Annotated in this window: 27 protein-coding genes; 5 read left to right on the plus strand and 22 right to left on the minus strand. The window is 74.4% G+C overall.

Features of this window, described 5'->3' with window-relative positions; genetic code table 11:
* Nucleotides 1-12: 12 nt before the first annotated feature.
* The 5 genes from F1C76_14510 to F1C76_14530 all read left to right on the plus strand — a co-directional run bounded on the left by F1C76_14510 (nucleotide 13) and on the right by F1C76_14530 (nucleotide 4,708).
* Nucleotides 13-1,239: a DUF885 domain-containing protein gene (locus F1C76_14510; protein ID QNG37635.1), complete on the plus strand. Its 1,227-nt coding sequence runs from the start codon at nucleotides 13-15 to the stop codon at nucleotides 1,237-1,239.
* Nucleotides 1,236-1,424: a hypothetical protein gene (locus tag F1C76_14515; GenBank protein ID QNG37636.1), complete on the plus strand. Its 189-nt coding sequence runs from the start codon at nucleotides 1,236-1,238 to the stop codon at nucleotides 1,422-1,424. Before F1C76_14510 ends, F1C76_14515 begins: the two co-directional genes overlap by 4 nt.
* 24 nt (nucleotides 1,425-1,448) lie before the next feature.
* The gene (locus F1C76_14520; protein QNG37637.1) at nucleotides 1,449-2,453 is read left to right on the plus strand and encodes an ATP-binding cassette domain-containing protein; all 1,005 of its coding nucleotides are present in this window, start codon (nucleotides 1,449-1,451) and stop codon (nucleotides 2,451-2,453) included.
* Nucleotides 2,450-3,208 carry an ABC transporter permease gene (locus tag F1C76_14525; protein QNG37638.1) on the plus strand — a complete coding sequence of 253 codons (759 nt, stop codon included), beginning with the start codon at nucleotides 2,450-2,452 and terminating at the stop codon, nucleotides 3,206-3,208. The genes F1C76_14520 and F1C76_14525 overlap by 4 nt, the downstream gene beginning before the upstream one ends.
* 204 nt (nucleotides 3,209-3,412) lie before the next feature.
* On the plus strand, nucleotides 3,413-4,708 hold the full coding sequence (locus F1C76_14530) for a PhoH family protein (GenBank protein QNG37639.1): 1,296 nt from the start codon (nucleotides 3,413-3,415) through the stop codon (nucleotides 4,706-4,708).
* Nucleotides 4,709-4,733: 25 nt separating this feature from the next.
* On the opposite strand, the gene F1C76_14535 is transcribed toward F1C76_14530, so the two are convergent.
* From F1C76_14535 to fliG, 22 genes are all read right to left on the minus strand, one after another.
* A complete protein-coding gene (locus tag F1C76_14535; GenBank protein ID QNG37640.1) occupies nucleotides 4,734-4,985 on the minus strand; it encodes a hypothetical protein in 252 nt (83 codons plus the stop codon).
* On the minus strand, nucleotides 4,982-7,417 hold the full coding sequence (locus tag F1C76_14540; GenBank protein QNG37641.1) for a hypothetical protein: 2,436 nt from the start codon (nucleotides 7,415-7,417) through the stop codon (nucleotides 4,982-4,984). Before F1C76_14540 ends, F1C76_14535 begins: the two co-directional genes overlap by 4 nt.
* Nucleotides 7,398-9,437: a flagellar biosynthesis protein FlhA gene (gene flhA, locus F1C76_14545; protein QNG37642.1), complete on the minus strand. Its 2,040-nt coding sequence runs from the start codon at nucleotides 9,435-9,437 to the stop codon at nucleotides 7,398-7,400. The genes F1C76_14540 and flhA overlap by 20 nt, the downstream gene beginning before the upstream one ends.
* 39 nt (nucleotides 9,438-9,476) lie before the next feature.
* Nucleotides 9,477-10,616 carry an EscU/YscU/HrcU family type III secretion system export apparatus switch protein gene (locus F1C76_14550; protein QNG37643.1) on the minus strand — a complete coding sequence of 380 codons (1,140 nt, stop codon included), beginning with the start codon at nucleotides 10,614-10,616 and terminating at the stop codon, nucleotides 9,477-9,479.
* Nucleotides 10,617-10,620: 4 nt separating this feature from the next.
* Nucleotides 10,621-11,382 carry a flagellar biosynthetic protein FliR gene (gene fliR / locus F1C76_14555; GenBank protein ID QNG37644.1) on the minus strand — a complete coding sequence of 254 codons (762 nt, stop codon included), beginning with the start codon at nucleotides 11,380-11,382 and terminating at the stop codon, nucleotides 10,621-10,623.
* A gap of 5 nt (nucleotides 11,383-11,387) precedes the next feature.
* Nucleotides 11,388-11,663, minus strand: a complete 276-nt coding sequence (gene fliQ / locus F1C76_14560) for a flagellar biosynthesis protein FliQ (GenBank protein ID QNG37645.1) — start codon at nucleotides 11,661-11,663, stop codon at nucleotides 11,388-11,390.
* Nucleotides 11,663-12,493: a flagellar type III secretion system pore protein FliP gene (gene fliP, locus F1C76_14565; protein QNG37646.1), complete on the minus strand. Its 831-nt coding sequence runs from the start codon at nucleotides 12,491-12,493 to the stop codon at nucleotides 11,663-11,665. The genes fliQ and fliP overlap by 1 nt, the downstream gene beginning before the upstream one ends.
* On the minus strand, nucleotides 12,490-13,044 hold the full coding sequence (locus tag F1C76_14570) for a FliO/MopB family protein (GenBank protein ID QNG37647.1): 555 nt from the start codon (nucleotides 13,042-13,044) through the stop codon (nucleotides 12,490-12,492). Before F1C76_14570 ends, fliP begins: the two co-directional genes overlap by 4 nt.
* Nucleotides 13,041-13,778, minus strand: coding sequence for a flagellar motor switch protein FliN (gene fliN / locus F1C76_14575; protein QNG37648.1), 738 nt, complete (start codon nucleotides 13,776-13,778; stop codon nucleotides 13,041-13,043). Before fliN ends, F1C76_14570 begins: the two co-directional genes overlap by 4 nt.
* Entirely contained in the window at nucleotides 13,775-14,695 is a 921-nt protein-coding gene (locus tag F1C76_14580; GenBank protein QNG39259.1) for a flagellar motor switch protein FliM, read from the minus strand. The genes fliN and F1C76_14580 overlap by 4 nt, the downstream gene beginning before the upstream one ends.
* A 183-nt stretch (nucleotides 14,696-14,878) precedes the next feature.
* Nucleotides 14,879-15,352, minus strand: a complete 474-nt coding sequence (locus F1C76_14585) for a flagellar basal body protein FliL (GenBank protein ID QNG37649.1) — start codon at nucleotides 15,350-15,352, stop codon at nucleotides 14,879-14,881.
* Nucleotides 15,349-16,311 (minus strand): OmpA family protein, encoded by a 963-nt coding sequence (locus F1C76_14590; GenBank protein QNG37650.1) that lies wholly within the window; start codon nucleotides 16,309-16,311, stop codon nucleotides 15,349-15,351. Before F1C76_14590 ends, F1C76_14585 begins: the two co-directional genes overlap by 4 nt.
* On the minus strand, nucleotides 16,308-17,084 hold the full coding sequence (locus F1C76_14595) for a flagellar motor protein (GenBank protein QNG37651.1): 777 nt from the start codon (nucleotides 17,082-17,084) through the stop codon (nucleotides 16,308-16,310). The genes F1C76_14590 and F1C76_14595 overlap by 4 nt, the downstream gene beginning before the upstream one ends.
* 1 nt (nucleotide 17,085) lies before the next feature.
* Nucleotides 17,086-17,376, minus strand: coding sequence for a flagellar FlbD family protein (locus F1C76_14600; GenBank protein QNG37652.1), 291 nt, complete (start codon nucleotides 17,374-17,376; stop codon nucleotides 17,086-17,088).
* 140 nt (nucleotides 17,377-17,516) lie between these two features.
* The gene (locus F1C76_14605) at nucleotides 17,517-18,770 is read right to left on the minus strand and encodes a flagellar hook protein FlgE (GenBank protein ID QNG37653.1); all 1,254 of its coding nucleotides are present in this window, start codon (nucleotides 18,768-18,770) and stop codon (nucleotides 17,517-17,519) included.
* A 43-nt stretch (nucleotides 18,771-18,813) separates the two neighbouring features.
* The gene (locus tag F1C76_14610; protein ID QNG39260.1) at nucleotides 18,814-19,155 is read right to left on the minus strand and encodes a flagellar hook capping protein; all 342 of its coding nucleotides are present in this window, start codon (nucleotides 19,153-19,155) and stop codon (nucleotides 18,814-18,816) included.
* A 96-nt stretch (nucleotides 19,156-19,251) separates the two neighbouring features.
* Entirely contained in the window at nucleotides 19,252-20,208 is a 957-nt protein-coding gene (locus F1C76_14615) for a flagellar hook-length control protein FliK (GenBank protein ID QNG37654.1), read from the minus strand.
* A gap of 434 nt (nucleotides 20,209-20,642) precedes the next feature.
* Nucleotides 20,643-21,548: a transglycosylase SLT domain-containing protein gene (locus F1C76_14620; protein ID QNG39261.1), complete on the minus strand. Its 906-nt coding sequence runs from the start codon at nucleotides 21,546-21,548 to the stop codon at nucleotides 20,643-20,645.
* A 38-nt stretch (nucleotides 21,549-21,586) separates the two neighbouring features.
* Nucleotides 21,587-22,033: a flagellar export protein FliJ gene (locus tag F1C76_14625; protein QNG37655.1), complete on the minus strand. Its 447-nt coding sequence runs from the start codon at nucleotides 22,031-22,033 to the stop codon at nucleotides 21,587-21,589.
* On the minus strand, nucleotides 22,030-23,337 hold the full coding sequence (locus tag F1C76_14630; protein ID QNG37656.1) for a FliI/YscN family ATPase: 1,308 nt from the start codon (nucleotides 23,335-23,337) through the stop codon (nucleotides 22,030-22,032). The genes F1C76_14625 and F1C76_14630 overlap by 4 nt, the downstream gene beginning before the upstream one ends.
* Nucleotides 23,334-24,170, minus strand: coding sequence for a flagellar assembly protein FliH (locus F1C76_14635; GenBank protein ID QNG37657.1), 837 nt, complete (start codon nucleotides 24,168-24,170; stop codon nucleotides 23,334-23,336). The genes F1C76_14630 and F1C76_14635 overlap by 4 nt, the downstream gene beginning before the upstream one ends.
* Complete coding sequence (gene fliG, locus F1C76_14640) at nucleotides 24,148-25,206, minus strand: flagellar motor switch protein FliG (protein QNG39262.1); 1,059 nt, start codon at nucleotides 25,204-25,206, stop codon at nucleotides 24,148-24,150. The genes F1C76_14635 and fliG overlap by 23 nt, the downstream gene beginning before the upstream one ends.
* Between the last annotated feature and the right edge of the window lies 1 nt (nucleotide 25,207).

Below are 25,207 nucleotides of genomic sequence, written 5' to 3' on the forward strand. Positions count from 1 at the left end.
AGACTGGCCGCCATGACATCCGGCAGGGCATCCGGCGCGGTCGACGTCCCCCTCGAGTACGTCCGGCTCGGGCTGCGGTTCGACCGGCTGGAGGAGGGCTTCGTCGACGCCTACACCGGCGACCGGCGGATCCGGGCCGCCGTGCAGGCCGAACCGGCCCCCACGCCGCGGGGACTGCGCGACCAGGCCCGGGGCCTGCTGCGCGAGCTCGACGCCTCCGCCCTCCCCGCCGACCGGGCGGACTTCCTGCGCGGTCAGCTCACCGGTCTGGAGTGCACCGCCCGGAAGATGGCCGACGAGCCGGTCGGCTACGTCGAGGAGGTGCGGTCCTACTTCCAGGTCGACGTCGACCTGGGTGACCCGGCGACCTACGCCGCCGCGCACACCGAGCTCGAGGACCTGCTGCCCGGCACCGGCACCCTGGCCGAGCGGTACGCGGTGCACCGGCGCCGTGAGGAGTGCCCGCCCGCCCGGCTGGAGGAGGCGGTCCACGCGCTGTCCAGTGCGCTGCGCGACCGGGTGCGCGGGCTCTACGGCCTGCCCGAGCAGGAGACCGTGACCTACGAGGTGGTCACCGACCAGCCGTGGTCGGGCTTCAACTACTACGAGGGCGACTACCGCTCGCGGGTGGCGATCAACGCCGACCTGCCGCACCGGCTGGGGCAGCTGCCGCACCTGGTCGCCCACGAGGCCTACCCCGGCCACCACACCGAGCACTGCCGCAAGGAGCGCGGGCTGGTCGAGCGGGACAGCCACCTCGAGCACACCGTCTTCCTGGTCAACACCCCCGAGTGCCTGATGGCGGAGGGGCTGGCCGACCTCGGCGTCCAGGCCGCGATCGGCGCGGGCTGGGGACCGTGGGCAGCCGAGGTGCTCGGCGACCTGGGGCTGCGCTTCGACGGCGAGCTGTCCGAGCGGGTGTCGGCCGCGGCCGCCCCGCTGAACCGGGTGCGTCAGGACGCCGCGCTCATGCTGCACGACCGGGGTGCCGCGACCGACGACGTGCTGGCCCACCTGCAGCGCTGGTCGCTGGTGAGCAACGACCGGGCCGTGCAGCAGCTGCGCTTCCTGACCCACCCGTTGTGGCGGGCCTACATCACCACCTACGTCGAGGGCTACGACCTGCTCGCCGGCTGGCTGGCTGCCCGGCCGGACGACGTCCCGGTCGCCGACCGCTTCCTCCGGCTGCTGGACGAGCCGCTGACCCCGGCGCGGATCACCGCCGAGCTGCGGCGGTGAGGCACACCCCGGGGGAGGCGCGCGCGCTCGGGCTGTGGTCGGCGGGCTGCCTGGCCGTGTTCCTGGTCCTCGGGCTGCTGTGGGTCGGTGACCTGTCGCTGCAGTGGCCGGTCCTCGTCGTCCCCCTGGTCTGGGCGCTGGTCGCCGCCCGTCCGCGGCGAGCGGAACGCACTCGACTCGACTGACCCACCGGGTCCATGATCACGGGCGTGATCCACGCCCGCGGGCTGTCCCGCACCTTCCGGAAGAAGCGCGGCAAGCAGTCCGCCGAGGTCCGTGCCGTCGCGGGTGTCGACCTCGACGTCGAGGCCGGGGAGATCGTCGGGTTCCTGGGCCCCAACGGGGCCGGCAAGACCACCACGATGCGGATGCTCACCACCCTGCTCGCCCCGACCGCCGGCACCGCGACGGTGGCCGGCTGCGACCTGCTCACCGACCCGGTCGGCGTCCGCCGGCGGATCGGCTACGTGTCGCAGGCCGGGTCGACCGCGCCGGAGAACCGGGCGGGGGAGGAGCTGGTCAGCCACGCCCGGCTCTACGGCGTGAGCACCGCCGAGGCCACCTCCCGGGGGAAGCAGCTGTTCGCCGAGCTGGACCTGGACGGGCTGTGGGAGCGCCAGCCCAAGGCGATGTCCGGCGGGCAGCGCCGCCGGCTGGACATCGCTATGGGCCTGGTGCACGTGCCCGGGCTGGTGTTCCTCGACGAGCCCACGACCGGGCTGGACCCGCAGGCCCGCGCCAACCTCTGGGGCCACATCGAGGCACTGCGCCGGGACCGGGGGACGACGGTCTTCCTCACCACCCACTACCTGGACGAAGCCGACGCGCTGTGCGACCGCGTGCTGGTGATCGACAAGGGCACCATCGTCGCCTCGGGCACCCCCGACGCGCTGAAGAGCTCGGTCGGCGGGGACCTGCTGACCGTCACCGCGGCCTCCGCCGGGGAGTCCGCCGGGATCGCCGACCGGATGGCCGGGCTGCCCGGCGCCGAGGCGCCCCAGGTCGACGGCGACCGGGTCACCTGCCGGGTGCCGGCCGGCGGGTCGGCGCTGGTCGCGCTGCTGCGCGACCTGGACGCCGCCGGGATCGAGGTGGCCGGGGTGGAGAGCCGCCGGCCCAGCCTGGACGACGTCTTCCTCACCGTCACCGGACGCTCGCTGCGCGACGGCGAGCACCCGGCCGAGCCCGCACTCGCCGAGGAGGCGCTCCCGTGAGCACCCTGGTCCGCGACACCGGCACCGTCTTCCGCCGGGCCCTGCGCACCTCGCTGCGCAACCCGGCCTGGCTGGTCATCAGCCTGCTGCAGCCGGTGCTCTACATCGTGCTGTTCGGCCCGCTGCTGGAGCCGATCGCCGGCCAGCTCGGCGGCGCGAACGCCTACCAGGTGTTCGTGCCCGGCATCCTGGTCCAGCTGGGCCTGTTCGGCACCGCGTTCGTCGGGTTCAGCCTCATCGCGGAGTACCGGGCCGGGGTCATCGAGAGCCAGCGGGTGAGCCCGGCGCCGCGGGCGGCGCTGCTGCTGGGCCGGGTGCTGCGCGACGTGCTGGTGCTCGCCGTCCAGGGCGTGGTGCTGGTGCTGGTCGCCGTCCCGTTCGGACTGGACGCCTCGGTCGGCGGGGTCGCGCTGACGATCGTGCTGGTCGCCGTCCTCGGCGGGTCCTTGGCCGCGGTGTCCTACGCGCTGGCCCTGACGCTGAAGAGCGAGGACGCCTTCGCCCCGCTGCTCAACGTGGTGCTGTTCCCGGTGCTGCTGCTGTCGGGGATCCTGCTGCCGATGACGTTGGCGCCGGGCTGGCTGCAGACGGTCTCCGACCTGGTGCCGTTCAAGCACGTCGTGGACGGCGCGCGGGCGCTGTTCGCCGGGGACTTCGGTGCCCCGGACGTCGGCTGGGGCGTGCTGTTCACCGTGCTCTTCGCCGGCCTGGGCGCCTGGTACGGGACCTACCAGTTCCGCAAGGAATCGGGCTGAGCCGCGACACGACGGCGTGTAGCAACCTCCCGGACACCTGGCGGGCCTAGTTTCCGGGTGTCCGGGGGGCCCGTCCCGCCGGACACGGGAGGCCCGGTTGGCGCGATGCGAGTTGTCGAACCAGGGGGCCGAGCACCGGCCTCTGCGCCGGGGCCCGGCCACCATCGAGTCGGGGTGCGCCAGCACCCCATCGGGAGTCGACCTGTGACCACGCGCCGCACGTACGTCCTCGACACCTCCGTCCTGCTCTCCGACCCGGGCGCGCTGCTGCGCTTCGAGGAGCACGAGGTCGTCGTCCCCCTCGTCGTCATCGGCGAGCTGGAGGAGAAGCGGCACCACCCGGAGCTGGGCTGGTTCGCCCGGCAGACGCTGCGGATGCTCGACGACCTGCGGGTCCAGCACGGCCGGCTCGACGCGCCCCTCCCGGTCGGTGACCAGGGCGGCACGCTGCGCGTGGAGCTCAACCACTCCGACGCCTCGGTGCTGCCGGCGGGGTTCCGCAACGACAGCAACGACAGCCGGATCATGGTGGTCGCGCTCAACCTGCGCGCCGAGGGAGCCGACGTCTGCCTGGTCACCAAGGACGTGCCGCTGCGGGTGAAGGCCGCCGCGGTCGGTCTGGACACCGACGAGTACCGGGCGCTGGGCGCGGTCGACGCCGGGTGGACCGGGATGGCCGAGCTCTCGCTGGGCGAGGACGAGATCTCCGCGCTCTACGACGGCGGCACCCTGTTCCTGCCCGCCGCCGCGGAGCTGCCCACGCACACCGGGCTGGTGCTGCTGTCCTCCCGCGGGTCGGCGCTGGGCCGGGTCACCGCGGACAAGCACGTCAAGCTGGTGCGCGGCGACCGGGAGGCGTTCGGCCTGCACGGGCGCTCCGCCGAGCAGCGGGTCGCGCTGGACCTGCTGCTGGACCCCGAGGTCGGCATCGTGTCGATGGGCGGGCGGGCCGGCACCGGCAAGTCCGCGCTCGCGCTGTGCGCGGGCCTGGAGTCGGTGATGGAGCGCCGGGCGCACAAGAAGGTGGTGATCTTCCGCCCGCTCTACGCCGTCGGCGGCCAGGAGCTGGGCTACCTGCCCGGCTCCGAGGGCGAGAAGATGGCGCCCTGGGCGCAGGCGGTCTTCGACACCCTGGGTGCGCTGGTCAGCAGCGAGGTGGTCACCGAGATCCTGGCCCGCGGGCTGATCGAGGTGCTCCCGCTGACCCACATCCGCGGCCGCTCGCTGCACGACTCGTTCGTGATCGTCGACGAGGCGCAGTCCCTGGAGCGCGGGGTGCTGCTGACCGTGCTGTCCCGGCTGGGCACCAACAGCCGGGTGGTGCTCACCCACGACGTCGCCCAGCGGGACAACCTGCGGGTCGGCCGGCACGACGGCGTCACCGCGGTCATCGAGGCGCTCAAGGGCCACCCGCTCTTCGCCCACGTCACGCTGACCCGCTCCGAGCGCTCCCCGATCGCCGCCCTGGTCACCGAGATGCTCGAGGACCTCCCCGTCTGACCTCGGGTTCGATCAGCTCAGCTGATCACCGTGCGTCCTCAGCCACCGACGTCGGTGGCTGAGGACGCACGCCGGTGGCGGAGGACCGGCGGGGGGCGGCCGGCCGGGGGCTGACCGCCGCGCGCAGCAGCGAGCTGGCGACCCACCCGGCGAGCAGGCACCACGGCAGCCGGGTGGTCACGTCGTCCAGGTCGAAGGTGCCCTCCGCCCCCAGGAGCAGCACGGGGACGGCGAAGAGCAGGGCTGCGCCGAGGACGTCCCAGCGCAGCGGGTTCACGACCGGCCGGCCGACCGCTCACACAGCAGCGCCGCCCAGCGGTGCGGGGTCGCCCGCGCCCCGTCGACGACGGCCACCGGCACGGTGAGCCCGTCCAGCAGCGCGGCCGGGTCGGCCGAGGACTCGGTCTCGGTGACCACGACGGCGTCCACCCGGGGCAGCGCCCGGACCCAGCCGGCCAGGTCGGCGGGCTTGCGGGTCGCGTCGAGCACGCCCCACACCGCGGTCGGTGCGAGGGCCTCCAGCACCTGGGCCACCCAGGGGGACCCGGCGTCGCGCAGCGGGACGTCGAGGGCCACCACCGTGGGCACCCCCGCGCCGCGGGACTGCGCCCGGCGCTCGGCGGCGACCGCCGCGGTGGGCACCCGCAGGTCCTGGGCGGTCAGCCCGGCGAGCTCGCCCCGGGTGGCCCACTGCACGGCGGCCGGGTCCAGCCGCAGCGAGGTGGCCAGCGTGCGGGCGCTCGCCAGCGCCTCCGCACCGGGGCCGGCGACGACCAGCACGTCCCCGGCCCCGGTGGGTGCGGTGGGGGCGGCCGGGAGCGTCTCGGTCAGCGAGGCGACCAGCGCGGCGAAGGTGCCCTGGGTGCGCGCCCGGGCGGCGAAGTCCGGGCCGAGGAGCCGGGGGGTGAGTCCCAGGCCGGTGAGGCCGTCCGGGTCGACGGTCTCGGTCGCCGCGGGGGACGGGGCGCTCGGGGTGGCCGCGGGCGGGACCAGGTGGGTCACGGTCGCCCAGCCCTCGTCACGGCCGCGCGTGGTGGGGTGCGGCGGCACGGCCCGGGTGCGACCCCCGCGTGCCGGGGGCACCGGCGGCTTGGTGCCGCGGACCCGCGGGGCCGGGGCAGCGGTGAACGCGGCACCCAGCACGCTGGCCAGGGAGGGGAGCACGGTCGTGCCGTCGCGCAGGGGGGCGGGGTCGCTGGCGGTGCGGGCCAGCACCTCGGCCATGCCCGCGGCCATCTCGGCGGCCATCTCCTCGACCAGGTCGCTGCTGACCTCGGGCGCCAGGTCGGCCTCCACGACCGGGATGCCGGAGGTCACGTACTCGCTGTCGGCCAGCGCGGCCAGGCTGTCGGCGAACCCCGTCGCGGTGCGGCCGGTGGCGTCGTCCTGCGTGGGGGTCGACGGCGCGGGCGGCCCGGCGTCGGCAGGGCGGTGCCGGCCGGCCCGGTCGGAACGGCGGCGGCGCGGGGTGAGCGAGACCCCGGCCATCGCCGCGGCACGCAGGGCCTCGAGCTGCTGCAGCCGGGCGAGGTCGTCCTCGGTCGGTGCCGGTCGCTCGGGCACCTCGACGCGGGTCGCCTCGAAGGAGGCGGGCGCGCCCACGGGCCGGTGCCGGCCGTGGTCGTCCACCTCCGGGGCGGGGGGCGGCACCGGGGCACCCCACAGGTCGAGCGCGGCCGGCGCGGGGACGGCGGCCGGGGGCAGCGGACGGCGGACGGGGTGGGCCTCGTCGGCGCCCGTGGGGGCGGACGACTCGACGAAGGGCTGGTCCATCGACACCTGCTGGTCCTCTTCCCGGGTGGTGGGGGTGGTCGGGTGGAGCGGGGGTGCCGGCGGCGGGGCGGGCGGGACGACGGGTGTGGTGCCCAGCCCCGGCAGCAGGGACGTCGACGTCGGTGGCGGCGGTGGCAGCGCGGCGAGCTCGCCGGCGGCCTGGATCGCGGCGGCCCGCAGTCCGGCGGCGGCCGCCAGCGCGGCGGACACCCGGCTGGGCGCGGGGGGTGCCTCCGCGAGGGCGGCACGCCGGTCCTCCTCGGCCTGGGCGGCCTGGATCTGCCGGGCCGCGGCGCGTTCGGCCTCGAGCACGGCGGCCTGCCGGGCGGCCCGCTCCTCGAGGTCGAGGGCGGCCGACGTCGCCACCGCGGTCTGCACCTCGGCGTCGTGGTCGGTCATCCGCATCAGCGCGGCGGCGAACGGGGAGACCGCGGGCTCGGTGTCCACCGGGGCCTCGACGGCGGCCGGCGGGGTCTCGGGGAGGGCCCGACGGGTCCGCTCCCACACCGGCGCCGCCGGGGCGGGCCGGGCCACCGACGCGGGGGAGTAGACGGCGACCTCGGCCGGACCGGACCCGAACAGGTCGGCCAGCTCGGCGACGGGGTCCACCGCCGCGGGCGCGGCCGCCTGCTGGGCCCGGGCGACCTCCTGGGCCACCGCGAGCAGGTCGTCCACGCTGAGCCCGGCGGCGGGCCACTGGGCCAGCGCGTCCTCGGTCGACAGCGACGGCGCAGGGGCGGCGACGGCAGCGGGGACGGCAGCGGGCACGACGACGTCGGCCACGTACCGCTCGGAGCTGAAGAACCCGGCCACCCCGCCCGAGCGCACCCGGCGGACGCCGCGGATGCGCACGTCGGACCCGTACTCCTCACGGGCGGCGGCGATGGCCTCGTCCCGGGTCGCCCCGGACGGCGGCTCAGGCGATCGCGACGGCACCGTCCACCACCCCGATGGTCTCGATCTGGGCGGTGCGCGACACCTCGGTGTAGGAGATGACGGTGCACCGGGCGACGACCTGGCGCATCAGCCGGGACAGCGCGGGGCGCACCTGCGGGGAGCAGACGAGCAGCGCGGTGATGCCCAGCTTCTCGGCGTCGTCCAGCAGGTCGCTGGTGCCGCGGGCCAGCGCGTCGACCGAGCCCGCGTCCAGCGCGAGCACCGCGCCCTGCTCGCCCTGCCGGACGGCGGCCAGCAGCCGCTGCTCGAACCCGGGGTCCAGGGTCATCACGTACAGCTTGTCGTCGGCGGTGACGTAGGCGTGGCTGATCGCCGGGCCCAGCGCGGCGCGGGCGGCCTCGACCAGGCTGTCCAGGTCGGTGGCCGTGGTGGCCCGCAGGGTGAGGGCCTCGAAGATCCGGACCAGGTCGCGGATCGAGACGCCCTCCTCCAGCAGCGCGGCCAGCACCTGCTGCACCTGGCCCAGCGACAGCACCGAGGCGGTGACCTCCTCGACCACGACGGGGTGCGAGCGGCGGACCATCTCCATCAGCAGCTTGACGTCCTCGCGGCCCAGCAGCTGCGCGGCGTTCTGCCGGACGACCTCGGCCAGGTGCGTGGTGATCACCGAGGAGCGGTCCACGACGGTGGCGCCGGCCATCTCGGCCTGGCGCTGCAGCTCGGCGGGCACCCACTTGGCGGCCAGCCCGAACACCGGCTCGCGGGTCGGCTTGCCGGGCAGGGCGTCCAGGCCGTCGCCGATGGCCAGCACGGTGCCGGCCGGCGACGTGCCCCGGGCGACCGGGACGCCGTTGAGCCAGACGACGTACTGGGAGGCCGGGAGGTCCAGGTTGTCCCGGGTGCGCACCAGCGGGATGACCAGCCCGGTGTCCATCGCGACCTTGCGGCGCAGCGCCTTCACCCGGTCCAGCAGGTCCCCGCCGCGGGCGGCGTCGACCAGCTCCACCAGGTCGAAGGCGACCTCGAGCTCCAGCGGGTCGACCCGCATCTTCGAGGCGATCGCCTCGGGGGAGTCCGGGGAGGGCTCGGGCGGCAGCAGGGCGGCAGCCTCGTCGTCCTCGCTGGGCTCCGGGGTCTCGTCGACCCGGGAGGCCAGGAACAGCAGCAGCCCACCGACGACCAGGAAGGGCAGCTTGGGCAGGCCGGGGATGAGGCCCAGCGCGATCAGCCCGCCGCCGGCGATCCGCAGCGGCTGCTTCTTGCGGCCGAGCTGGGCGATCATGTCGTTGCCCAGGTCGCCGTCGGCGGCCGAGCGGGTGACCACGATGCCGGTCGCGGTGGACAGCAGCAGCGCCGGGACCATCGAGGTCAGACCGTCACCGACGGCCAGCAGCGAGTAGGTGCTGACGGCGTCCCCGGCGCTCATGCCGTTCTGCATCATGCCGACGGCGAGGCCGCCGACCAGGTTGACCAGCACGATGATGATCGCGGCGATGGCGTCGCCCTTGACGAACTTGCTCGCGCCGTCCATCGAGCCGTAGAAGTCGGCCTCGGCGGTGACGTCGGCGCGCCGCCGGCGGGCCTGGTTCTCGTTGATCAGCCCGGCGTTGAGGTCGGCGTCGATCGCCATCTGCTTGCCGGGCATCGCGTCGAGGGTGAAGCGCGCGCCGACCTCGGCGACCCGCTCGGCGCCCTTGGTGATCACCACGAACTGGATGACCACGAGGATCAGGAACACCACCAGGCCGACCACCAGCGAGCCGCCGATGACGAAGTGCCCGAAGGCCTCGATGACCTCCCCGGCGTAGCCGTCGGAGAGCACCAGGCGGGTGGAGGAGACGTTCAGGGCCAGCCGCAGCAGCGTCGCGATGAGCACGACGGAGGGGAAGACGGCGAAGTCCAGCGGCCGCTTGATCGACATCGCCACGAGCAGGATCAGCAGGCTGACGCCGATGTTGATCCCGATCAGCAGGTCCAGGACCATCGCCGGCAGCGGGACGACGAGCATGAGGACGATCGAGACGACCCCGATGGGGATCGCTGCCGTCGTCCACTTCACGGAGACACCATCGGCAGCCGGTGGTGCGGGTGTGACTGGTCAGGCGGCCCGTCGTCGTCCGGCGACCGGGAGGTCGGTGGTGTCCGGGGCGGTGAAGCCCGGGCGGTGCGTGCCGCCGCGGATCCCCTGGTTGCCCAGGTGCATCACGAAGGCGAGCACCCGGGCGACGGCGGTGAACAGCTGCGGGGGCACCTCCTGACCCAGCTCGCAGCTGCTGTGCAGGGCCCGGGCGAGCGGGACGTCCTGCACCATCGGCACGTCGGCCTCTGCGGCGAGCTCGCGGAGCCGCCGGGCCACCTCGCCGGCGCCCTTGGCGACCACCCGGGGGGCGCCGAACGCGGCCTCGTACTTCAGCGCCACGGCGACGTGCGTGGGGTTGGTGAGCAGCACGTCGGCGGTCTGGACGTCGGTCATCATGCGGTTGCGGGCCTGGGCGAGGGCGACCGAGCGGCGGTGGCCCTTGACGTGCGGGTCGCCCTCCTGCTGCTTGTGCTCGGTCTTGATCTCGTAGTGGCTCATCTTGAGCTTCTTCATCGTCTGCATGCGGACGACGAGGTAGTCCGCGACGGCGAGCACCAGGCCGGTCAGTGCGGCCACCCGCAGCATCAGCAGGGCCGCGTCGGTGAACACCCCGGCGACGACCGAGAGCGGCATCGACCCCGAGGAGGCCACCAGGGTCCGCGCGGTGTCGACGGTGAGCACGATGGCCACCCCGATCGCGCCGGTCTTGATCAGCGCCTTCGTCGTCTCCCAGAGGCCGTGGCCGCCGAACATCCGCTTGATCCCGGGGAAGGGGTTGAGCTTGGCGAAGGTGGGCTTGAGCGGCTTGCTGGCGAAGACGATCCCGCCCTGGCTCGCCGAGGCGAGCACCCCGACGACCAGGACCCCGGCGGCCAGCGGGAGGACGGCGGTGAGGAACGCCGACAGCGCGTCGCCGAGCAGCGCGGTGATCGCCGAGGCCTCCGGTCGCCGGGCGACGCTGCCGATCTGGGCGAAGAGGGTGCGGGCGGCGTCGAAGGAGCTGCCGACCATCACCGGCAGCAGGAAGCTGGCCGCCGCGACCCCCAGCCAGGTGCCGAGCTCCTGGGTGCGCGGGACCTGCCCGTCCTTGCGCGCCTTCTTGAGGCGCTCGGGAGTCGGCTTCTCGGTCTTCTCCCCGCCGGGTCCCTCCTTGGCCACGGCGTCAGCCCCGCAGGGCCAGGAAGGCCGAGGTGGCGTTCTCCAGCAGCGCGTCCAGCGCGACCGGGAGCAGCGGGAAGGTCAGCCCGAGCATCGCCAGGGTCAGCATGATCTTGACCGGGAAGCCGAGGGCGAAGACGTTCATCATCGGCGAGGCCCGGGACAGCAGCGCCAGCGCGACGTCGGAGAGCAGCAGGACGGCGACCAGCGGCCCGGCGATCTGCATCGCGGCCAGGAACATCGTGGACACCGCCGCCACCAGCGTGGGTCCGAGCTGCTCGGTGGGCAGCACCGCGCCCAACGGCAGGCCCTCGTAGGAGGTGAAGAGCCCGCGGACGAGCAGCAGGTGCCCGCCGCTGGTGAACAGCAGTGCCATCGCCAGCAGGTTGTGCAGCCGGCCGATGCTCGAGCTGGTGGTCATGGCGAGCGGGTCGTAGGCCGGCTGCAGGGAGAACCCGCCGGCCACGTCGAGCACGTCGCCAGCCAGCTGCACCGCGGCGAAGAACAGCTGCACGATGAAGCCCAGGGCGGCCCCGATGACCACCTCGGTGAGCGCGGTGAGCACCAGGTAGCCGACCGACAGCTCGCCGAGGGTGGCCTCGACCTGCCGGAAGACCACGAGGGCCAGGGCGACCGACAGCGCGCCCTTCACCGCGGCCGGGATGGCCCGGGAGTTGAACGGCGGGGACAGGATCACGAACCCGGCGGTGCGCGCGGTGGCCAGCAGCAGGGCCGCCATCGTCGCCTCGGGGACGGTGACGTCCACGGCGCCTACGTCCGGCCGAGCAGCGCCGGCAGCGAGGCGAAGAGCTGGTCGGTGAAGGAGACCAGCTCGGCGAGCACCCAGTTGCCGGTGACCACCAGGGCGATCGCCACGGCGATCATCTTGGGCACGAAGGACAGCGTCGGTTCCTGGATCTGCGTCGCGGCCTGGAACAGCGAGATCGCGAAGCCGACCAGCAGCGCCGTCAGCAGGATCGGGGCCGACACCTTCGCCGCGACGATCATGGTCTGCACGGCGAGGTCGGTGATCTGGGAGTCGTCCATCAACCGCTGCCCGAGTAGGAGCCGACGAGTGCGGTGGTGATGAGCGCCCAGCCGTCGACGACGACGAACAGCAGCAGCTTGAACGGCAGCGACACGATGACCGGCGGCACCATCATCATGCCCATCGCCATCAGCGCGGCGCTGACCAGCATGTCCAGCACCAGGAACGGGATGAAGACGACCAGCCCGATGATGAACGCGCTCTTGAGCTCCGAGAGCACGAACGCCGGGACCAGGGTGAGCATGGTGGTCGACTGCGGGTCGGCCGGGGCCTCCTCGCCCGACAGCCCGACCATCAGCTTGAGCTCGTCGCTGCGGGTGTTGGCCAGCAGGAAGTCCTTGAGCGGTTCGACGCCGGTGTCGTAGGCCTGGCCCACCGAGAGCTGACCGTCCAGGTAGGGCTGGACGGCGATCTCGTTGATGTCGCTGATCACCGGGCCCATCACGAACAGGGTCAGGAAGAAGGCCAGGCCGGTGAGCACCTGGTTGGGCGGTGCGCTCTGCAGGCCCAGCGCGTTGCGGGTCAGCGACAGCACCACGGCGATCTTGGTGAAGCTGGTGACCAGCAGCAGCAGGGACGGCGCCACCGACAGGACGGTGATCGCCAGGATCAGGGTGATCGCGCTCGACGGGTTGTCCCCACCGATCGAGATGTCCAGCCCGCCGGTGCCCGCGCCGTCCACGACGGGGGAGACCGGGGCGGTGGGGTCGGTCGGGTCGACCGGGGCGGCCAGTGCCGCGGTCGCGGCCAGGGCGAGCAGGGTCGCCCCTCCGGTGAGGACGACCCCGGCCCGGGCGGCCCAGCGGGCCGCGTGCGGGGAGGGGGTCACGGGCGGCGCACCGTGCGGTCGCGCAGACCCTCGACGACCGAGGTCCAGGCGGCCCGGTCGAAGACCGACCCGGCGAGCAGACCGGTGCCCTGGGCGACCCCGCCGTGCCGGCCGGCGGCCGGGGCGTGCCGGGTGCGCCGCGCACCGGGCACCGGGGGCAGCCCGACGACGGGGGTCTCGCCGGTGCCGAGCTCACCGGCCGGCCGGCGGGCCGCTGCCCGCGCGGCGACGGCGGCCTGCCGGGACTCCCGGTGGGCCAGCGCGCGCGCCTCCCGCTCGGCATCGGCCTCGGCGAGGGCGTCCTCGACGACCTCGGCGTCCATCTCGGCGAGCAGGGTGACCTGCTCCTCGGTGGCCCCGACCACGAGCACCCGGTCGGCCACCCGCAGCACGCTGACGGTGCTGCTGCGGCCCATCCGCTGGCGCGCGACGACCTCGATGAGCCCGTGGCCGCCGCCGAGCCCGCGCTTCTTGGCCAGCCGGGCGGCGAACCACAGCACGCCGGCGACGAAGGCCAGCGACAGGACCAGCCGGACGATCATCCAGGTCATGCGGACTGTCGCCCCAGCTCGACGGCGGCGGCGTCGGTGACCACCTCGGTGATCCGCAGCCCGAACTCCTCGTCGACCACGACCACCTCGCCGCGGGCGATCAGCGTGCCGTTGACCAGCAGGTCGGCCGGTGCGCTGGCGGCGCGGTCGAGCTCGACGATCTCGCCGGGGTAGAGGGAGAGCAGCTCCTGCACCGTCATCCGGGTGCGGCCGATCTCGACCGTGACCTCCATGGCCACGTTGCGCAGCAGCTCCAGGCTGCCGCGCTGGGTCTGCGGCCGGGGCAGGGTGACCTGCAGGGCGAGGGTGGCCTGGTGCTCGCCGTCGGCCAGCAGCGGGACGGCGAGGAACACGCCCTTGTCGCGCAACCCGTCCAGGGCGGCCTCGGGCTCCTCCATCCGCTCGCTGGTCACCGTCACCCGGCCGAGCACGGCGGCGGCCGCCTCCAGCGCCGGACGCATGGCGGCGGCGACGTCGAGCTTGCCGACGGGGGAGTTGGCCAGCGCCTCCACGAGGGGGCCGGCGACGACGAGGACGACGTCCCCGGAGACCTCGCCGGAGAGCCGGGCGGTGATCGCGGCCGGTGCGCTGCCGGGCAGCGGGGCGATGTCGGGGTCGTCCACGGCCGAGCCGGTGGTCAGCCGGGACGTCGAGGGCAGCAGCGCGCCGGCGGCCTGCGCGGCGGCGACGACGGCGGCGGAGATGGTGGCGGCGTCGTCGGTGCTGGTGCTCACGGGGTGTCCTTCGAGGTGGGGGTGCCGGTGGGGGTGGCGACGATCTCGGCGGCCAGGCGGCGGCGGTGGTTGCCGGCGACGGCGTGGGCGAACACGACGTCGTTGGTGGTGACCTCCAGCGGGCTGTCCCGCGGGTGGCGCAGCAGCAGGACGTCGCCGACGGCGAGGGTCAGCAGGTCGGCGCTGGGCACGCGCAGCGGCCGGAACCGGGCGTTGACCTCGACCGGCACCGCGCCCAGCCGCGCCGAGAGCAGCGCGGTGGCCTGGGTGCGCTCCCGCTGGGCCTGGCTGGACAGCTGGGGGGAGGTGGCGTCGTGCAGCGCGGGGGCCAGCGGGGCGAAGGGCAGCATCACGGTCGCCTCGGTGACCCGGTCGCCCAGCGACAGCGAGAACGAGGCGACGACGACGGTCTCCGAGCCCACGGCCAGCTGGGCGAGGTGCGGGTTGTACTCGAAGCCCTCGAGGCCGAAGTCCACCCGGACGATGGGCCGCAGCGCCAGGGCGAGCTCGTGCAGCACCCGCTCGACGGGGTAGCGGGTGAGCCGCGTCTCCATGCCGGTCATCGGCCGCTGGGGCTGGTCGGCCGCGCCGGAACCGCCGAGCAGCTGGTCGATCATGGCCATCGCCACGTCGAGGGACCAGGTGAGCAGCCCGCGGCCCTCCAGGGGCTCGAAGCTGAGCACGCTCATGAAGACCGGGTTGTCCAGGTGCTCGACGTAGTCGTCGTAGGCGAACTGGTCGATGCCGCCGAGCTCGAGCTTGACCTCGGTGCGCAGCACCTGGGTCAGGTTGGTGGCGCACTGCCGCGCGAAGGTCTCCAGCGCGTTGTGCAGCACCCGCACGTGGTCGCGGGAGAGCTTGGTGGGCCGCCGGAAGTCGTAGCTGCGGGCCTCCCCGCGGCGGCGCCGGGACGCCATGAGCGCCGCCCCCCGGGGGGCGGGAGCGGCGTCGGCGAGGGTCACGGTCACCTCATCGGCGGTGCGCGACGCGATCCTGACCGCCGTCCGCCGCGGCCCACACCACAGGCAGGGGAAGCCCCGCACCCACCTGCGGGGCCCACAGGTGGGTGCAGGGCTTCCCCTGCCGAGGGTGGGACGGTGCTACTGGGTGACGTACTCCGTGTAGTAGATGCCCATCACCACGTGCTCGCCGTCGTGGTTGTAAGCCTCCTCGATGCGCTGCTCGAGGGCGGTCTTCAGCGCCTCGCGGTTGCCGGTGACGTCGGCGAGCTGGGCGCCGGAGAAGGTCTCGATCACGAGGTCGGTGGCCATGGCGCCGTCGGGCACCTCCTCGCCGACCTCCTCGGTCAGCTGCAGGGTGATCCCGACCTTGAGGTAGCCGCTGCCGGCCAGGTTGACCGCCACGGAGTCCAGCGCGAGGACCGCACCGGGCACCGGGGCGGGCTCGGCCTCGGCCTCACCGCCGGCGAAGACGAAGAAGTACAGCGCGGCACCCACGGCGAGCAGGGCGACCAGCACGATCGCGACGAGCTTCTTCTTCCCACCCCCGGCGGCCTCCTCCTCGTCGGTCTCGGCGGCCGGCTTGGCGGGCTTGGTCTTCGTGGCTGCGCTCACGGGGTGCTCTCCTGGGCGGTGACGGTCTGGGGGGTGACGGTCTGGGGGGTGGTGGCGCGGCCGGCGGCGGCCGCGAGGCCGGGCAGCTGGGCGTTGGCCTCGGTGGAGGCGTCGGACAGGACGACGATGTCGACCCGTCGGTTGACCGAGACCGACGCGGGGTCGGAGTCGGGCAGCAGGGGGTGCGTGGCGGCGAACCCGGCGGCGGACAGCCGGACCTCGGGGAGGCCGTCGGACTCGGCCAGGTGCCGCAGCACCGTCGTCGCCCGGGCGGTGGACAGCTCCCAGTTGCTCGGGAACGGGCCGCCGGCGGTGACCGGCAGGGAGTTGGTGTGCCCCTCGATGCGCAGGTCGTTGGGCAGCGCGGCCAGCGTGGGGGCCAGGGCGTCGAGCACCCGGCCGCCCTCGGCGCGCAGGTCGGCCTGCTCGGGCCCGAAGAGCACCTGGTCGGCCACGACGTGCACGACCAGGCCGCGCTCGTCGATCTGGAACTCCACCGAGTCGGGCTGACCGGCGGCGGCCAGGGCCGCGGCGATCGCGGCCTGGGCGGCCTGCAGCTGGTCGAAGGTCGCCTGGGCCTCCGCGGCCACCTGGGCGCTGTGCTGGGCGGCGGCCTCCGCGGCGGCGCTGTCGACCTCCGACGGGTCGGCCTGGGCGGTCGGGTCGAAGGTCGTGTTGATCTGCATCGGCGAGTCCAGCGCGTCGAGCACGCCCGGGTCCTGGGTGGGGGAACCGGTGTCCAGCACGCTGGTGGGGGCGCCGAAGCTCTCCGACAGGCCCGAGGCCAGGGCGGCGAACTTGAGCTGGTCGACCTGGCTGATCGAGTACAGCACGATGAACACGGCGGTCAGCAGCGTCATCATGTCGGCGAAGGAGACCAGCCACCGTTCGTGGTTCTCGTGCTCCTCCTCCTCGTGCGGCTTGGCGCGCCGGCGGCCGGCGGGCGCGTGCCCGCTCATGCCGCAGCTGCCGCGGCGGCGACCTCGCTCGGCGGGACCAGGGAGGTCAGCTTCTGCCGCACGGTGCGCGGGCTGGTGCCGGCCTGGATCTCCGAGATGCCCTCGACGAGGAGGTTCATCTGGGCGGCCTGGAGGTCGCTGGTGCGGGTGATCTTGGCGGCCATGGGCAGCCAGAAGACGTTGGCCGACAGCACGCCCCACAGCGTCGCGACGAACGCGGCGGCGATGAGGTGGCCCAGCGTCTCGGGCTTGTTCAGGTTCTCCAGCACGTGGATGAGCCCGATGACGGTGCCGATGATGCCGATGGTCGGGGCGTAGCCGCCCATGGCGGTGAAGAACTTGGCCGCGACCTTGTCCTCGCTCTTCTTGGCGGCGATCTCGCTGTCCAGGACGGTGCGCAGGTCCTCGGGGTCGGTGCCGTCCACGGCCATCTGCAGACCACGCTGCAGGAACGGGTCCTCGATGGCCTTGATGGAGGACTCCAGGGCCAGCAGGCCCTCCTTGCGGGCCTTCTCGGCCAGCGTCACCAGGGTCTGGATCTGCTCGGTGGCCGGGGGCACGGCCGCGGGGGTCAGGCCCATCTTGAACCAGGTGCCGAGCTTCTTGACGTCGGCCATCGTGGAGCCGGCGATCGCGGCACCGAAGGTGCCGACGAAGACCAGGATGATGGGCGGCAGCAGGATGATGGCCATGGGGGACGAGCCCTCCATGATCATCGAGGCGATGATCGCGACCAGTGCGATCGCGACGCCGATCAGGGTTGCCGGGTCCATGTCAGCGCTCCTCGCGGATCGGGAAGGCCAGCACCGAGTGGTCGGCGGTGGCCGTGGGGCGCGGCTGGGCGACCAGGGCCGGGTAGGCGCCCCGGTCCATGGCGTAGGCGGTGGCGAGCACGTCGGCGCGGTAGTCCCGGATGGACCGCAGGACGTCGTCGAGGCTCTCCCGGACGAGGAAGCGGACGTCGTCGGTGAGGGAGATGACGGTGTCGGGGTGTGCCTCGACCCGCTCGATCAGATCGGGGTTCAGCGCGAACGGCTCCCCGTTCAGGCGGGTCAGGCAGATCACCGGAGGCTCCAGGTCGGTCGGGGGTTGGCCCAGCTGGGCACCGGTGACATCGGTCCGGCGCCGGACCCCCTGAAGCCGAACGGCCCGGCCCCCCCGAAGGGGTGACCGGGCCGTGCGGTGCAGCGCTGTTCGTGGTGGGGCTACCGCTTGAGGTTGACCAGGTCCTGCAGCAGCTCGTCGGAGGCGCTGATCACGCGGCTGTTCGCCTGGAACCCGCGCTGGGCGATGATCAGGCCGGTGAACTCCTCGGAGAGGTCCACGTTGCTCATCTCCAAGGCGCCCGAGGCCAGCGTGCCCAGCGAGCCCTCGCCGGCGGCACCGATCAGCGCGACCCCGGAGTTGTCGCCGATCGCGAAGCTGGTGTTGCCCATGTTGACCAGGCCCGAGGGGTTGTTGAACGTGGCCAGCGCGAGCTTGCCGATGGCCTGCCGCTCGCCGTTGGAGTAGACGCCCATGATCGTGCCGTCCTCGTTGAGCGCGAAGCTCTGCAGGCTGCCGGCGGTGTAGCCGTCCTGGTCGGCGACGTTCAGCGGGCTGCCGCCGTTGACGTGGGCGAGCGCGGCGAGGTCGGACGTCACGGCACCCCCGCCGACCCACGGGGCGGTGAACGACAGGCTCTTGTCGGTGGAGCCGCTGACGCCGGCGACGGTGCCGTTGTCGGCGAAGGTGACCTGCGCGGGGGTGTAGGCCGCGGCGGGCAGCGGGGTGCCGTCCACCGCGATGCCGACGGTGAACACCTGGGAGTTCGTGGCGTCCCGGGTGAAGGTGTAGGTGACCTGGTGCTCGGCACCCTGGGCGTCGAACATCGTCGCGGTCGTCACGCTGGGGTTCTCGGTGGCCCCGGCAGCGGTCGGCGGCAGGGCGAGGCTGCCGGCGATCGTGGCCGTCGCCGTCTGGTTGGGGGACTTGACGCTGCCGTAGGACACGGCCAGGGGCTGCAGCGGGCCACTCGTGCTGACCGCGCCGGTCGTGGGGTCGGCCATCCAGCCCTGCAGGACCGCGCCGTCGGCGGTGATCAGCTTCCCGGCGCCGTCGAAGGTGAACGACCCCGCGCGGGTGAACAGCTGCTGGCCCTTGGACTCGGTGACGAAGAACCCGTCGCCCTGGATCATGAAGTCCAGCGCGCGGCCGGTGTTCTGCGTCTTGCCCTGGCCGAAGTCGGTGGTGATCGCGGCGAGCTTCACGCCCAGGCCGACCTGCGCCGGGTTGGCGCCGCCCTCGAGCCCGTCGGGGCTCTTCCCGCTGCGCAGCACCTGGGTCAGCGTGGTCTCGAAGACGGTGTTGGAGGTCTTGTAGCCGACCGTGTTCACGTTCGCGATGTTGTTCGCGACCGTGTCCATCTTGGTCTGGTGGGCGCGCAGGCCGGAGATGGCCGAGAACATCGAACGCAGCACGGGGGACTCCTGGGGTCGGGGGAGCGGGTCAGGCGGTGGTCGGTCAGGCGGTGATGGTGGTGAGCCGGCCGACGGGGACGGCGACCCCGTTGACGGTGGCCTGGGCCTCGGTGGAGGCGGTGGCGATCCGCACGGAGCTGACCGTGCCGGTCGTGGTCGTCCCGTCGGTGGCCGTGTAGCTCACGGACTTCCCGACCAGGGCGCCGGCGCTGGTGGCCCGCTGCATGGCGAGCATCGAGGTGTTCTGGTCGGAGATGTTCTGCAGGGCCTCGACCTGCGAGTACGCCGCGGTCTGGGTGATGAAGGCGCTGGAGTCGGTCGGCTTCTCCGGGTCCTGGTACTTCATCTGGGCGACCAGCAGCTTGAGGAACGTGTCCTTGTCCATGCCGGTGTCGCCCACCGAGGTGGTCGGTGTGGTGCCGATCAGGTTCGCGATCGGTGTGGCGCTCCCGGTGGTGACGGGGGTGGTCACGGTGCCTCCTCAGACGCGGACGTCGACACCGGCTGCAGCCGACCGGTCACGGGTGTGGCCAGTGGTGCGGGTGGTGCCGGAGTCGTCATCGGCAGTCGGGACGCCGGTCGGCACCCTCGACGCCCATCTGTCTGTGCCGTCGGGCCGGCCGCCCCAGCCCGACCCGGTCTGCGGGCCACCGGCCGTGCTGCCCGTGACGTCCGCGGTGGTGACGGTGAGGCCCGCCGTGGCGAGGTCACGGCGCAGGTCGGGCAGGGCCTCTGCCAGCGCCGCCCGGCCGTGCTCCTGCCCGGACGCCAGCGTCAGCTGCACCTGGTCGCCGGTCACCACCAGCTGCACCCGCACCTCGCCGAGGGACTCCGGGGCGAGGACGACGGTGACGGTGTGCGTGCCGTCGGTGCTGGTCAGGTCGAGCAGCTGGGGGGTCAGCTGGGCGGCGACCGGGGGTGCGTCGGCGCGCGGTGCCGGCACGGGCGCGGACGACGACGCGGCGGGCGCGGGGGTCGCCGGTGCCGCCGGTGTGCCACCCACGGTGGCGGTGCTGGGGTCGGAGCCGCGGTCGTCCGCCTGGTCGTCGGCTGCGGGTCCTCCGCTGCCGCCCGGGACGGCGACGGCGACGGCGGCGACGACGGCGGTGGCGACGGCAGCCGTCACCGCGGTGGTCTCGACGGGCGCCGGTGCCGGGGCGTGCGTGGTGGCAGCGGCCGGCACCGGGGTGGCCGGTGTCGCCGCCGCGGCGGCGGGCAGGACGGGGTCGGTGGGCGCCGGGCCACCTGGCGCAGGGGCCGTCGGCCCGGGGGTCGACGGGACCGCGGGGTCCACGCGGGGACGCGCAGGGCCCTCGACGGACGGGGTGGCCCCCGGCTCGGCGGCCTGCACGGGCGGGGCGGTCGAGGACGGCGCCGGGGCCGGGGCGGGCCCGGCCGCGACCACGTCCGGGAGCGGGGTGACGCCATGAGCGTGCACGCCCTCGGCGGGTACGACCCCACCCGGCCGGGCAGGGACCGCAGCCGGCGTCGCGACCTCGACCGGCTGCCCGGTCGACGGCTCCGCGGACACGACCGGGGGCGCCACGGCAGGGGTCGGCACGGGAGAGGTCGCCACGGCAGGGGTCACCACGGGAGGGGTCGACACGGGAGAGGTCGGCACGGGAGGGGTCGCCACCGGAGGGGTCGACACGGGCGGCTGCAGCGCCAGGAGCCACGCCGGCACCAGGGCGGCAGGCGGCGGAGGGGCCGTGGTCGCCGTGTCCACCGGCTCGTCGGCCGGCTGCTCCTCGGTGCCCGGCTGCTCGGCGACCGCCCCCTGCAGCAGTGCCGCGAACGCGTCGTCCGGCCCGGTCGGGCGAGCGGTGCCGCGGGTCGTCGCCGGAGGGGTCGCCGGCGCACCGACGGGCAGCGTCACGCGTAGGCCGCCGCAGCCGCGGTGACCTTGCGGACGTAGGCCTGCGTCTCCGGGTACGGCGGGATGCCGCCTGCCGAGGACACCGCGCCCGGGCCGGCGTTGTAGGCGGCCAGCGCGAGGTCGGTGGAGCCGAACTGGCGTGTCAGCTGGCTCAGGTACTGCGCGGCGCCGTTGACCGCCGACGCCGGGTCGAGGGCGTTCACGCCCAGGCCGGCCGCCGTCCCCGGCATGAACTGCATGAGCCCCTGGGCCCCGGCACCGCTCACCGCGGTGGAGTCGAAGCCGGACTCGACCTTCGCCACCCCGGCGAGCAGGGCGGGGGAGACGCCCCATCGGGCACCCGCGGAGGCGAACAGGTCGCTGTACGGGACGCCGGCGAGGCCGCTCCCGCCGGCGGCGGGCGTGGCCACGGACGTCGTGGGCAGCACCCGGCGGATGACGGTCGGCGTCCCCACGTCCTGGATCTTGACCACGTCACCCTGCTGCGGGGCGGCGATCATCTTGCCGTCGCCGAGGTAGAGGCCGACGTGGTCGATGCCGGCCCGCGAGGAGCTGTTGTCGAAGAAGACGAGGTCACCGGGCCGGGCGTCGGCGAGGCCGGCGACCGCGGTGCCCGCGGTGGCCTGCTGGGACGACGTCCGCGGGATGGAGATGCCCAGGTCGGCGAACACCCGCTGGGTGAACCCGGAGCAGTCCAGGCCCTTGGCCGGGTCGGTGCCGCCCCACAGGTAGGGCACGCCGAGGTAGTTCTTCGCGGCGTCGACGACGGCGTTCTCCCCGGAGACCGACCCGGTCGCCGTCGGTGTCGCGGCCGTGGTCGCCGAGGTGCTCAGGCCCGCGGCGGAGGCTGCCGACAGCCAGGCCTGCGCGGAGGCGGGGGAGGCACCGGCGAAGGCGGCCATCCGGCTCTGGATCTCCGAGATCCGGCCCTGGACGGCGGTCAGTCCCTCCACGACTCCTCCTCCTCCCTCCTGCTGTGTCGTCCGGTCACGATGTCGTCCACGGCCCGCTCCTCGGCGGCGAGCTCGGCGCGCAGGGCGGCCAGTCGGTGGCGTTCGGCGAGCCGTTCCAGCGCCGCGGTGCGCTGGGCGGCGGCGGTCCAGGCCGCACGCACCGCCTCGGCCTGTTCGGCCGTCGCGGTGGCACTGGCCCGGGCGTCGTCGGCGTCGGTGGCCAGGGTCTGCAGGCCGAGCATCGCGGCCAGGAACCCGGCGCCGTCCACGCCCGAGGGCGGGCGGGCCCGGCCCAGGCTGGCGGCCACGGCGAGGGCGTGCTCCTCGCCCGCCGCCGCGGTGCGCGCGGCGTCGGCGGCGGCCACCCCGGCCGTGCGCTCCTGCGCCCGGCGCAGCTCGAGCACCGGCTGCAGCCGGAAGGCGGTGCGCTTCACCCGCCGCTCACGATCGCGTGCAGCCGGGCCCAGGAGTCCTCGGGGTCGGTGGTGTCCTCGACGGACTGGCGCAGGAAGCCGGTCAGCTGGGGCTCGAGAGCGCGGGCGCGGTCGACCAGCGGGTCGCTGCCGGCCTGGTACGCGCCGATCTCGACGAGCTCCTTCACGTCGCGCAGCGCACCGAGCAGCCGGCGGGCCTCCCGGGCGTCGGCCATCCGGTGCGGGGCGGTCACCGACGAGGCGACCCGCGAGATCGACTCGAGCACGTCGATGGCCGGGAAGTGCCCGGCGGTCGCCATCGCCCGGGTGAGCACGACGTGCCCGTCGAGGATCGAGCGGGCGGTGTCGGCGATCGGCTCGTTGTGGTCGTCGCCCTCCACCAGCACGGTGTAGAGCCCGGTGATCGAGCCGACCGTGCCGGTGCCGGCCTTCTCCAGCAGCCGCGGCAGCATCGCGAACACGCTGGGCGGGTAGCCCCGGGTGGCCGGCGGCTCGCCCGCCGAGAGCCCGACCTCGCGCTGGGCCATCGCGGTGCGGGTGATGGAGTCCATCAGCAGCAGCACGTCGCGGCCCTCGTCGCGGAAGGACTCCGCGATCCGGGTGGCCACGAACGCCGCCCGCAGGCGCACCAGCGGGGGCTCGTCGGAGGTGGCGACGACGACGACGGTGTTGGCCATCCCCGCCTCGCCGAGGTTCTCCTCGAGGAACTCGCGCACCTCGCGGCCACGTTCGCCGATCAGCCCGATGACCCGCACGTCGGCGTCGGTGCCGCGGGTGATCTGGGCCAGCAGGGTGGACTTCCCGACGCCGGAGCCGGCGAAGATGCCCAGCCGCTGGCCGCGCCCGGCGGGCACCAGGGTGTCCAGCGCCCGGACGCCGAAGGACAACGGCTGCTCCACCCGGGTGCGGGTGAGGGCGTGCGGGGTCTGCGTGGCCAGGTCGACGAACCGGGCGCGGCCGACCAGGGGCGGGCCGCCGTCGACGGGTCGGCCGAGGCCGTCGAGCACCCGGCCGAGCAGCGCGTGCCCGACCGGCACCTGCAGCGGTCGGCCGGTGGGCCGCACGCGGGCGCCGACGTGCACGCCGGTGACCTCGCCCAGCGGCATGCAGGTCAGCCGGTCCTTGTGCAGCGCGACGACCTCGGCCCGCAGCGGCTCCGGGCCCTCGCCGATCTCGACGACGTCGCCGACCGCGGCGGTCACCCCCTCCACGGTGATGGTCAGGCCCATCGCGCCGGTGACGGCGCCGGTGCACAGCGGCCGGGCCGCGACACGGGCGCGCTCGAGCACGTCGGTGAGGCTCATGCCGACAGCACCGCGCGCACGCGGTCCATGGCCGGGCCGAGCTGGGCGTCGACCCGGCGCACCCCGGTCTCGGCGATCGCACCGGCCCGCTCGACGGTGTCGTCGCCGACGACCCGGACGGTGTCGGGCACCTGGTCGAGCACCGCGGCGGGGATGCGCTCCAGGTCGTCGGGGTGCAGCCGGACGACGGTGGGTCCGTCGGCGGGGGACAGTGCCAGCGCCCGGCGCAACGCGTCGATGCCCGGCCGGCGGACGACGGCCAGCTCCCGGGCGAAGACCTCCTCGACCAGCGTCAGCGCCGTGCGCAGCAGCAGCTCGTGCAGCTCCTCGCCCCCCGCGGGCGGGGTGGCGTCGACCTGGGCGCAGGCGGCGGTGAGCGCGGCGACGGCCGAGGCGGTCCGGCCCTCCCAGCGCTGCTGAGCCACGGCCGCGCGCTGGGCGGCCTCGGCCTCGGCGCGGGCCACGGCGTCGGCGGCGACCGCCGTGCCCTCGGCGTGCCCGGCGGCCCAGCCCTGCTCCCGGGCCTCCTGACGCAGCCGGTCGAGCTCGGCGGCGTAGACCTCCTCGAGCCGGGGCGCCGGGGCGTCGCCGACCCGTCGTCCGGCCGTCGTCGTCCGGCGGTCGGGCACGTACGCGGTCACCGCGTCGGACCCGCCGCGCAGCACCGCGCCGGCCGGCGCGCCGTCGGGGACCGGGTACAGCACCGGCGGGGCCGGCTGCTGGGTGCGGACCGCGGGGCGACCGGGGCCGCGGGCGGAGCGGTCCCAGGCGACGGCGCGGGCGGTGGACTCCCCGCGCAGCACGGCTCCCTCAGGCGATGAGATCGTCCTCACCCCCTCGGTCGATGACGATCTGGCCGGACTCCTCCATGGCGCGCAGCGCGGCCACGACCCGGGCCTGGGCCTCGCCCACGGTGGCCGCGCGGACCGGGCCGAGCAGCTCGATCTCGTCGCCGAGGTCCAGCGCCGCCCGCTCGGAGAGGTTGCGCATGACCTTGTCGCGGACGTCGTCCCGGACGCCCTTGAGCGCAGCGGCGAGGTCCGCGGTCGCGACCTCGCGCAGCACCAGCTGCATGGACCGGTCGTCGACCACGACGATGTCCTCGAAGACGAACATCTGCGAGCGGACCTTCTCGGCGAGCTCGGGGTCCGAGGCCGACAGCGACTCCAGGATCGACTTCTCCGTGGGCCGGGACGCGCGGTTGATGATCTCGACGAGGGTCTCGACACCGCCGGCGGAGGAGAGCTCCGGGCTGGCCAGCAGCGAGCCCATCCGGCGGCTGATCTCGTCCTCGACCAGCCGGATGACCTCGGGGGAGGTGCGGTCCATCATCGCGATGCGCAGCGCGACGTCGGCCTGCCGCTCGGGGGCCAGTCGGCTCATCAGCTCGGCGGCCTGCGTGGCGGGCAGGTGGGCCAGCACCAGCGCGATGATCTGCGGGTGCTCCTCGCGGAGGAAGGACAGCAGCTGCCGGGTGTCGGCGTTGCGCAGCGAGGTGAACGGCGGGTCGACGTAGACGGTCTGCAGGCGGCCCAGCACGGCCTCGGCCGCGGCGTCGCCGAGGCCGGCGGTGAGCGCCTCGCGGGCGAACTCCAGCCCGCCGGCGCCCAGCGCGCTCGGGTTGACCATCCGCTCGTGGAACTCGAAGAGCACGTCGTCGACGTCGGTGGGGGCCACGTCCTTGAGCCGCATGAGCTCGCCGGTGAGGGCGTCGATCTCCGCGGGGGTCAGCTGTGCCATGACGGTGCCGGCCTCCTCGCGGGACATCTGGGCGAGGAACAACGCGGCCTTGCGCAACCCGGACAGGTCGCGGCGGGGCAGCCGGACGGGAGCCCGGTCCAACTCGCTCCCGGGCTCCAGGCCGACCATC

Source organism: Geodermatophilaceae bacterium NBWT11 (assembly GCA_014218215.1).
Classification (GTDB): domain Bacteria; phylum Actinomycetota; class Actinomycetes; order Mycobacteriales; family Geodermatophilaceae; genus Klenkia.

What these genes read in the sequence shown, in the direction of transcription:
- F1C76_14510 (QNG37635.1), top strand. Translation starts at nt 13, where the DNA reads ATGACATCCGGCAGGGCATCCGGCGCGGTCGACGTCCCCCTCGAGTAC.
- fliQ (QNG37645.1), bottom strand. Translation starts at nt 11,663, where the DNA reads ATGGACGACTCCCAGATCACCGACCTCGCCGTGCAGACCATGATCGTC.
- F1C76_14570 (QNG37647.1), bottom strand. Translation starts at nt 13,044, where the DNA reads ATGACCTGGATGATCGTCCGGCTGGTCCTGTCGCTGGCCTTCGTCGCC.
- F1C76_14580 (QNG39259.1), bottom strand. Translation starts at nt 14,695, where the DNA reads ATGGCGTCCCGGCGCCGCCGCGGGGAGGCCCGCAGCTACGACTTCCGG.
- F1C76_14590 (QNG37650.1), bottom strand. Translation starts at nt 16,311, where the DNA reads ATGAGCGGGCACGCGCCCGCCGGCCGCCGGCGCGCCAAGCCGCACGAG.
- F1C76_14595 (QNG37651.1), bottom strand. Translation starts at nt 17,084, where the DNA reads ATGGACCCGGCAACCCTGATCGGCGTCGCGATCGCACTGGTCGCGATC.
- F1C76_14610 (QNG39260.1), bottom strand. Translation starts at nt 19,155, where the DNA reads ATGGACAAGGACACGTTCCTCAAGCTGCTGGTCGCCCAGATGAAGTAC.
- F1C76_14620 (QNG39261.1), bottom strand. Translation starts at nt 21,548, where the DNA reads ATGGCCGCCTTCGCCGGTGCCTCCCCCGCCTCCGCGCAGGCCTGGCTG.
- F1C76_14630 (QNG37656.1), bottom strand. Translation starts at nt 23,337, where the DNA reads ATGAGCCTCACCGACGTGCTCGAGCGCGCCCGTGTCGCGGCCCGGCCG.
- fliG (QNG39262.1), bottom strand. Translation starts at nt 25,206, where the DNA reads ATGGTCGGCCTGGAGCCCGGGAGCGAGTTGGACCGGGCTCCCGTCCGG.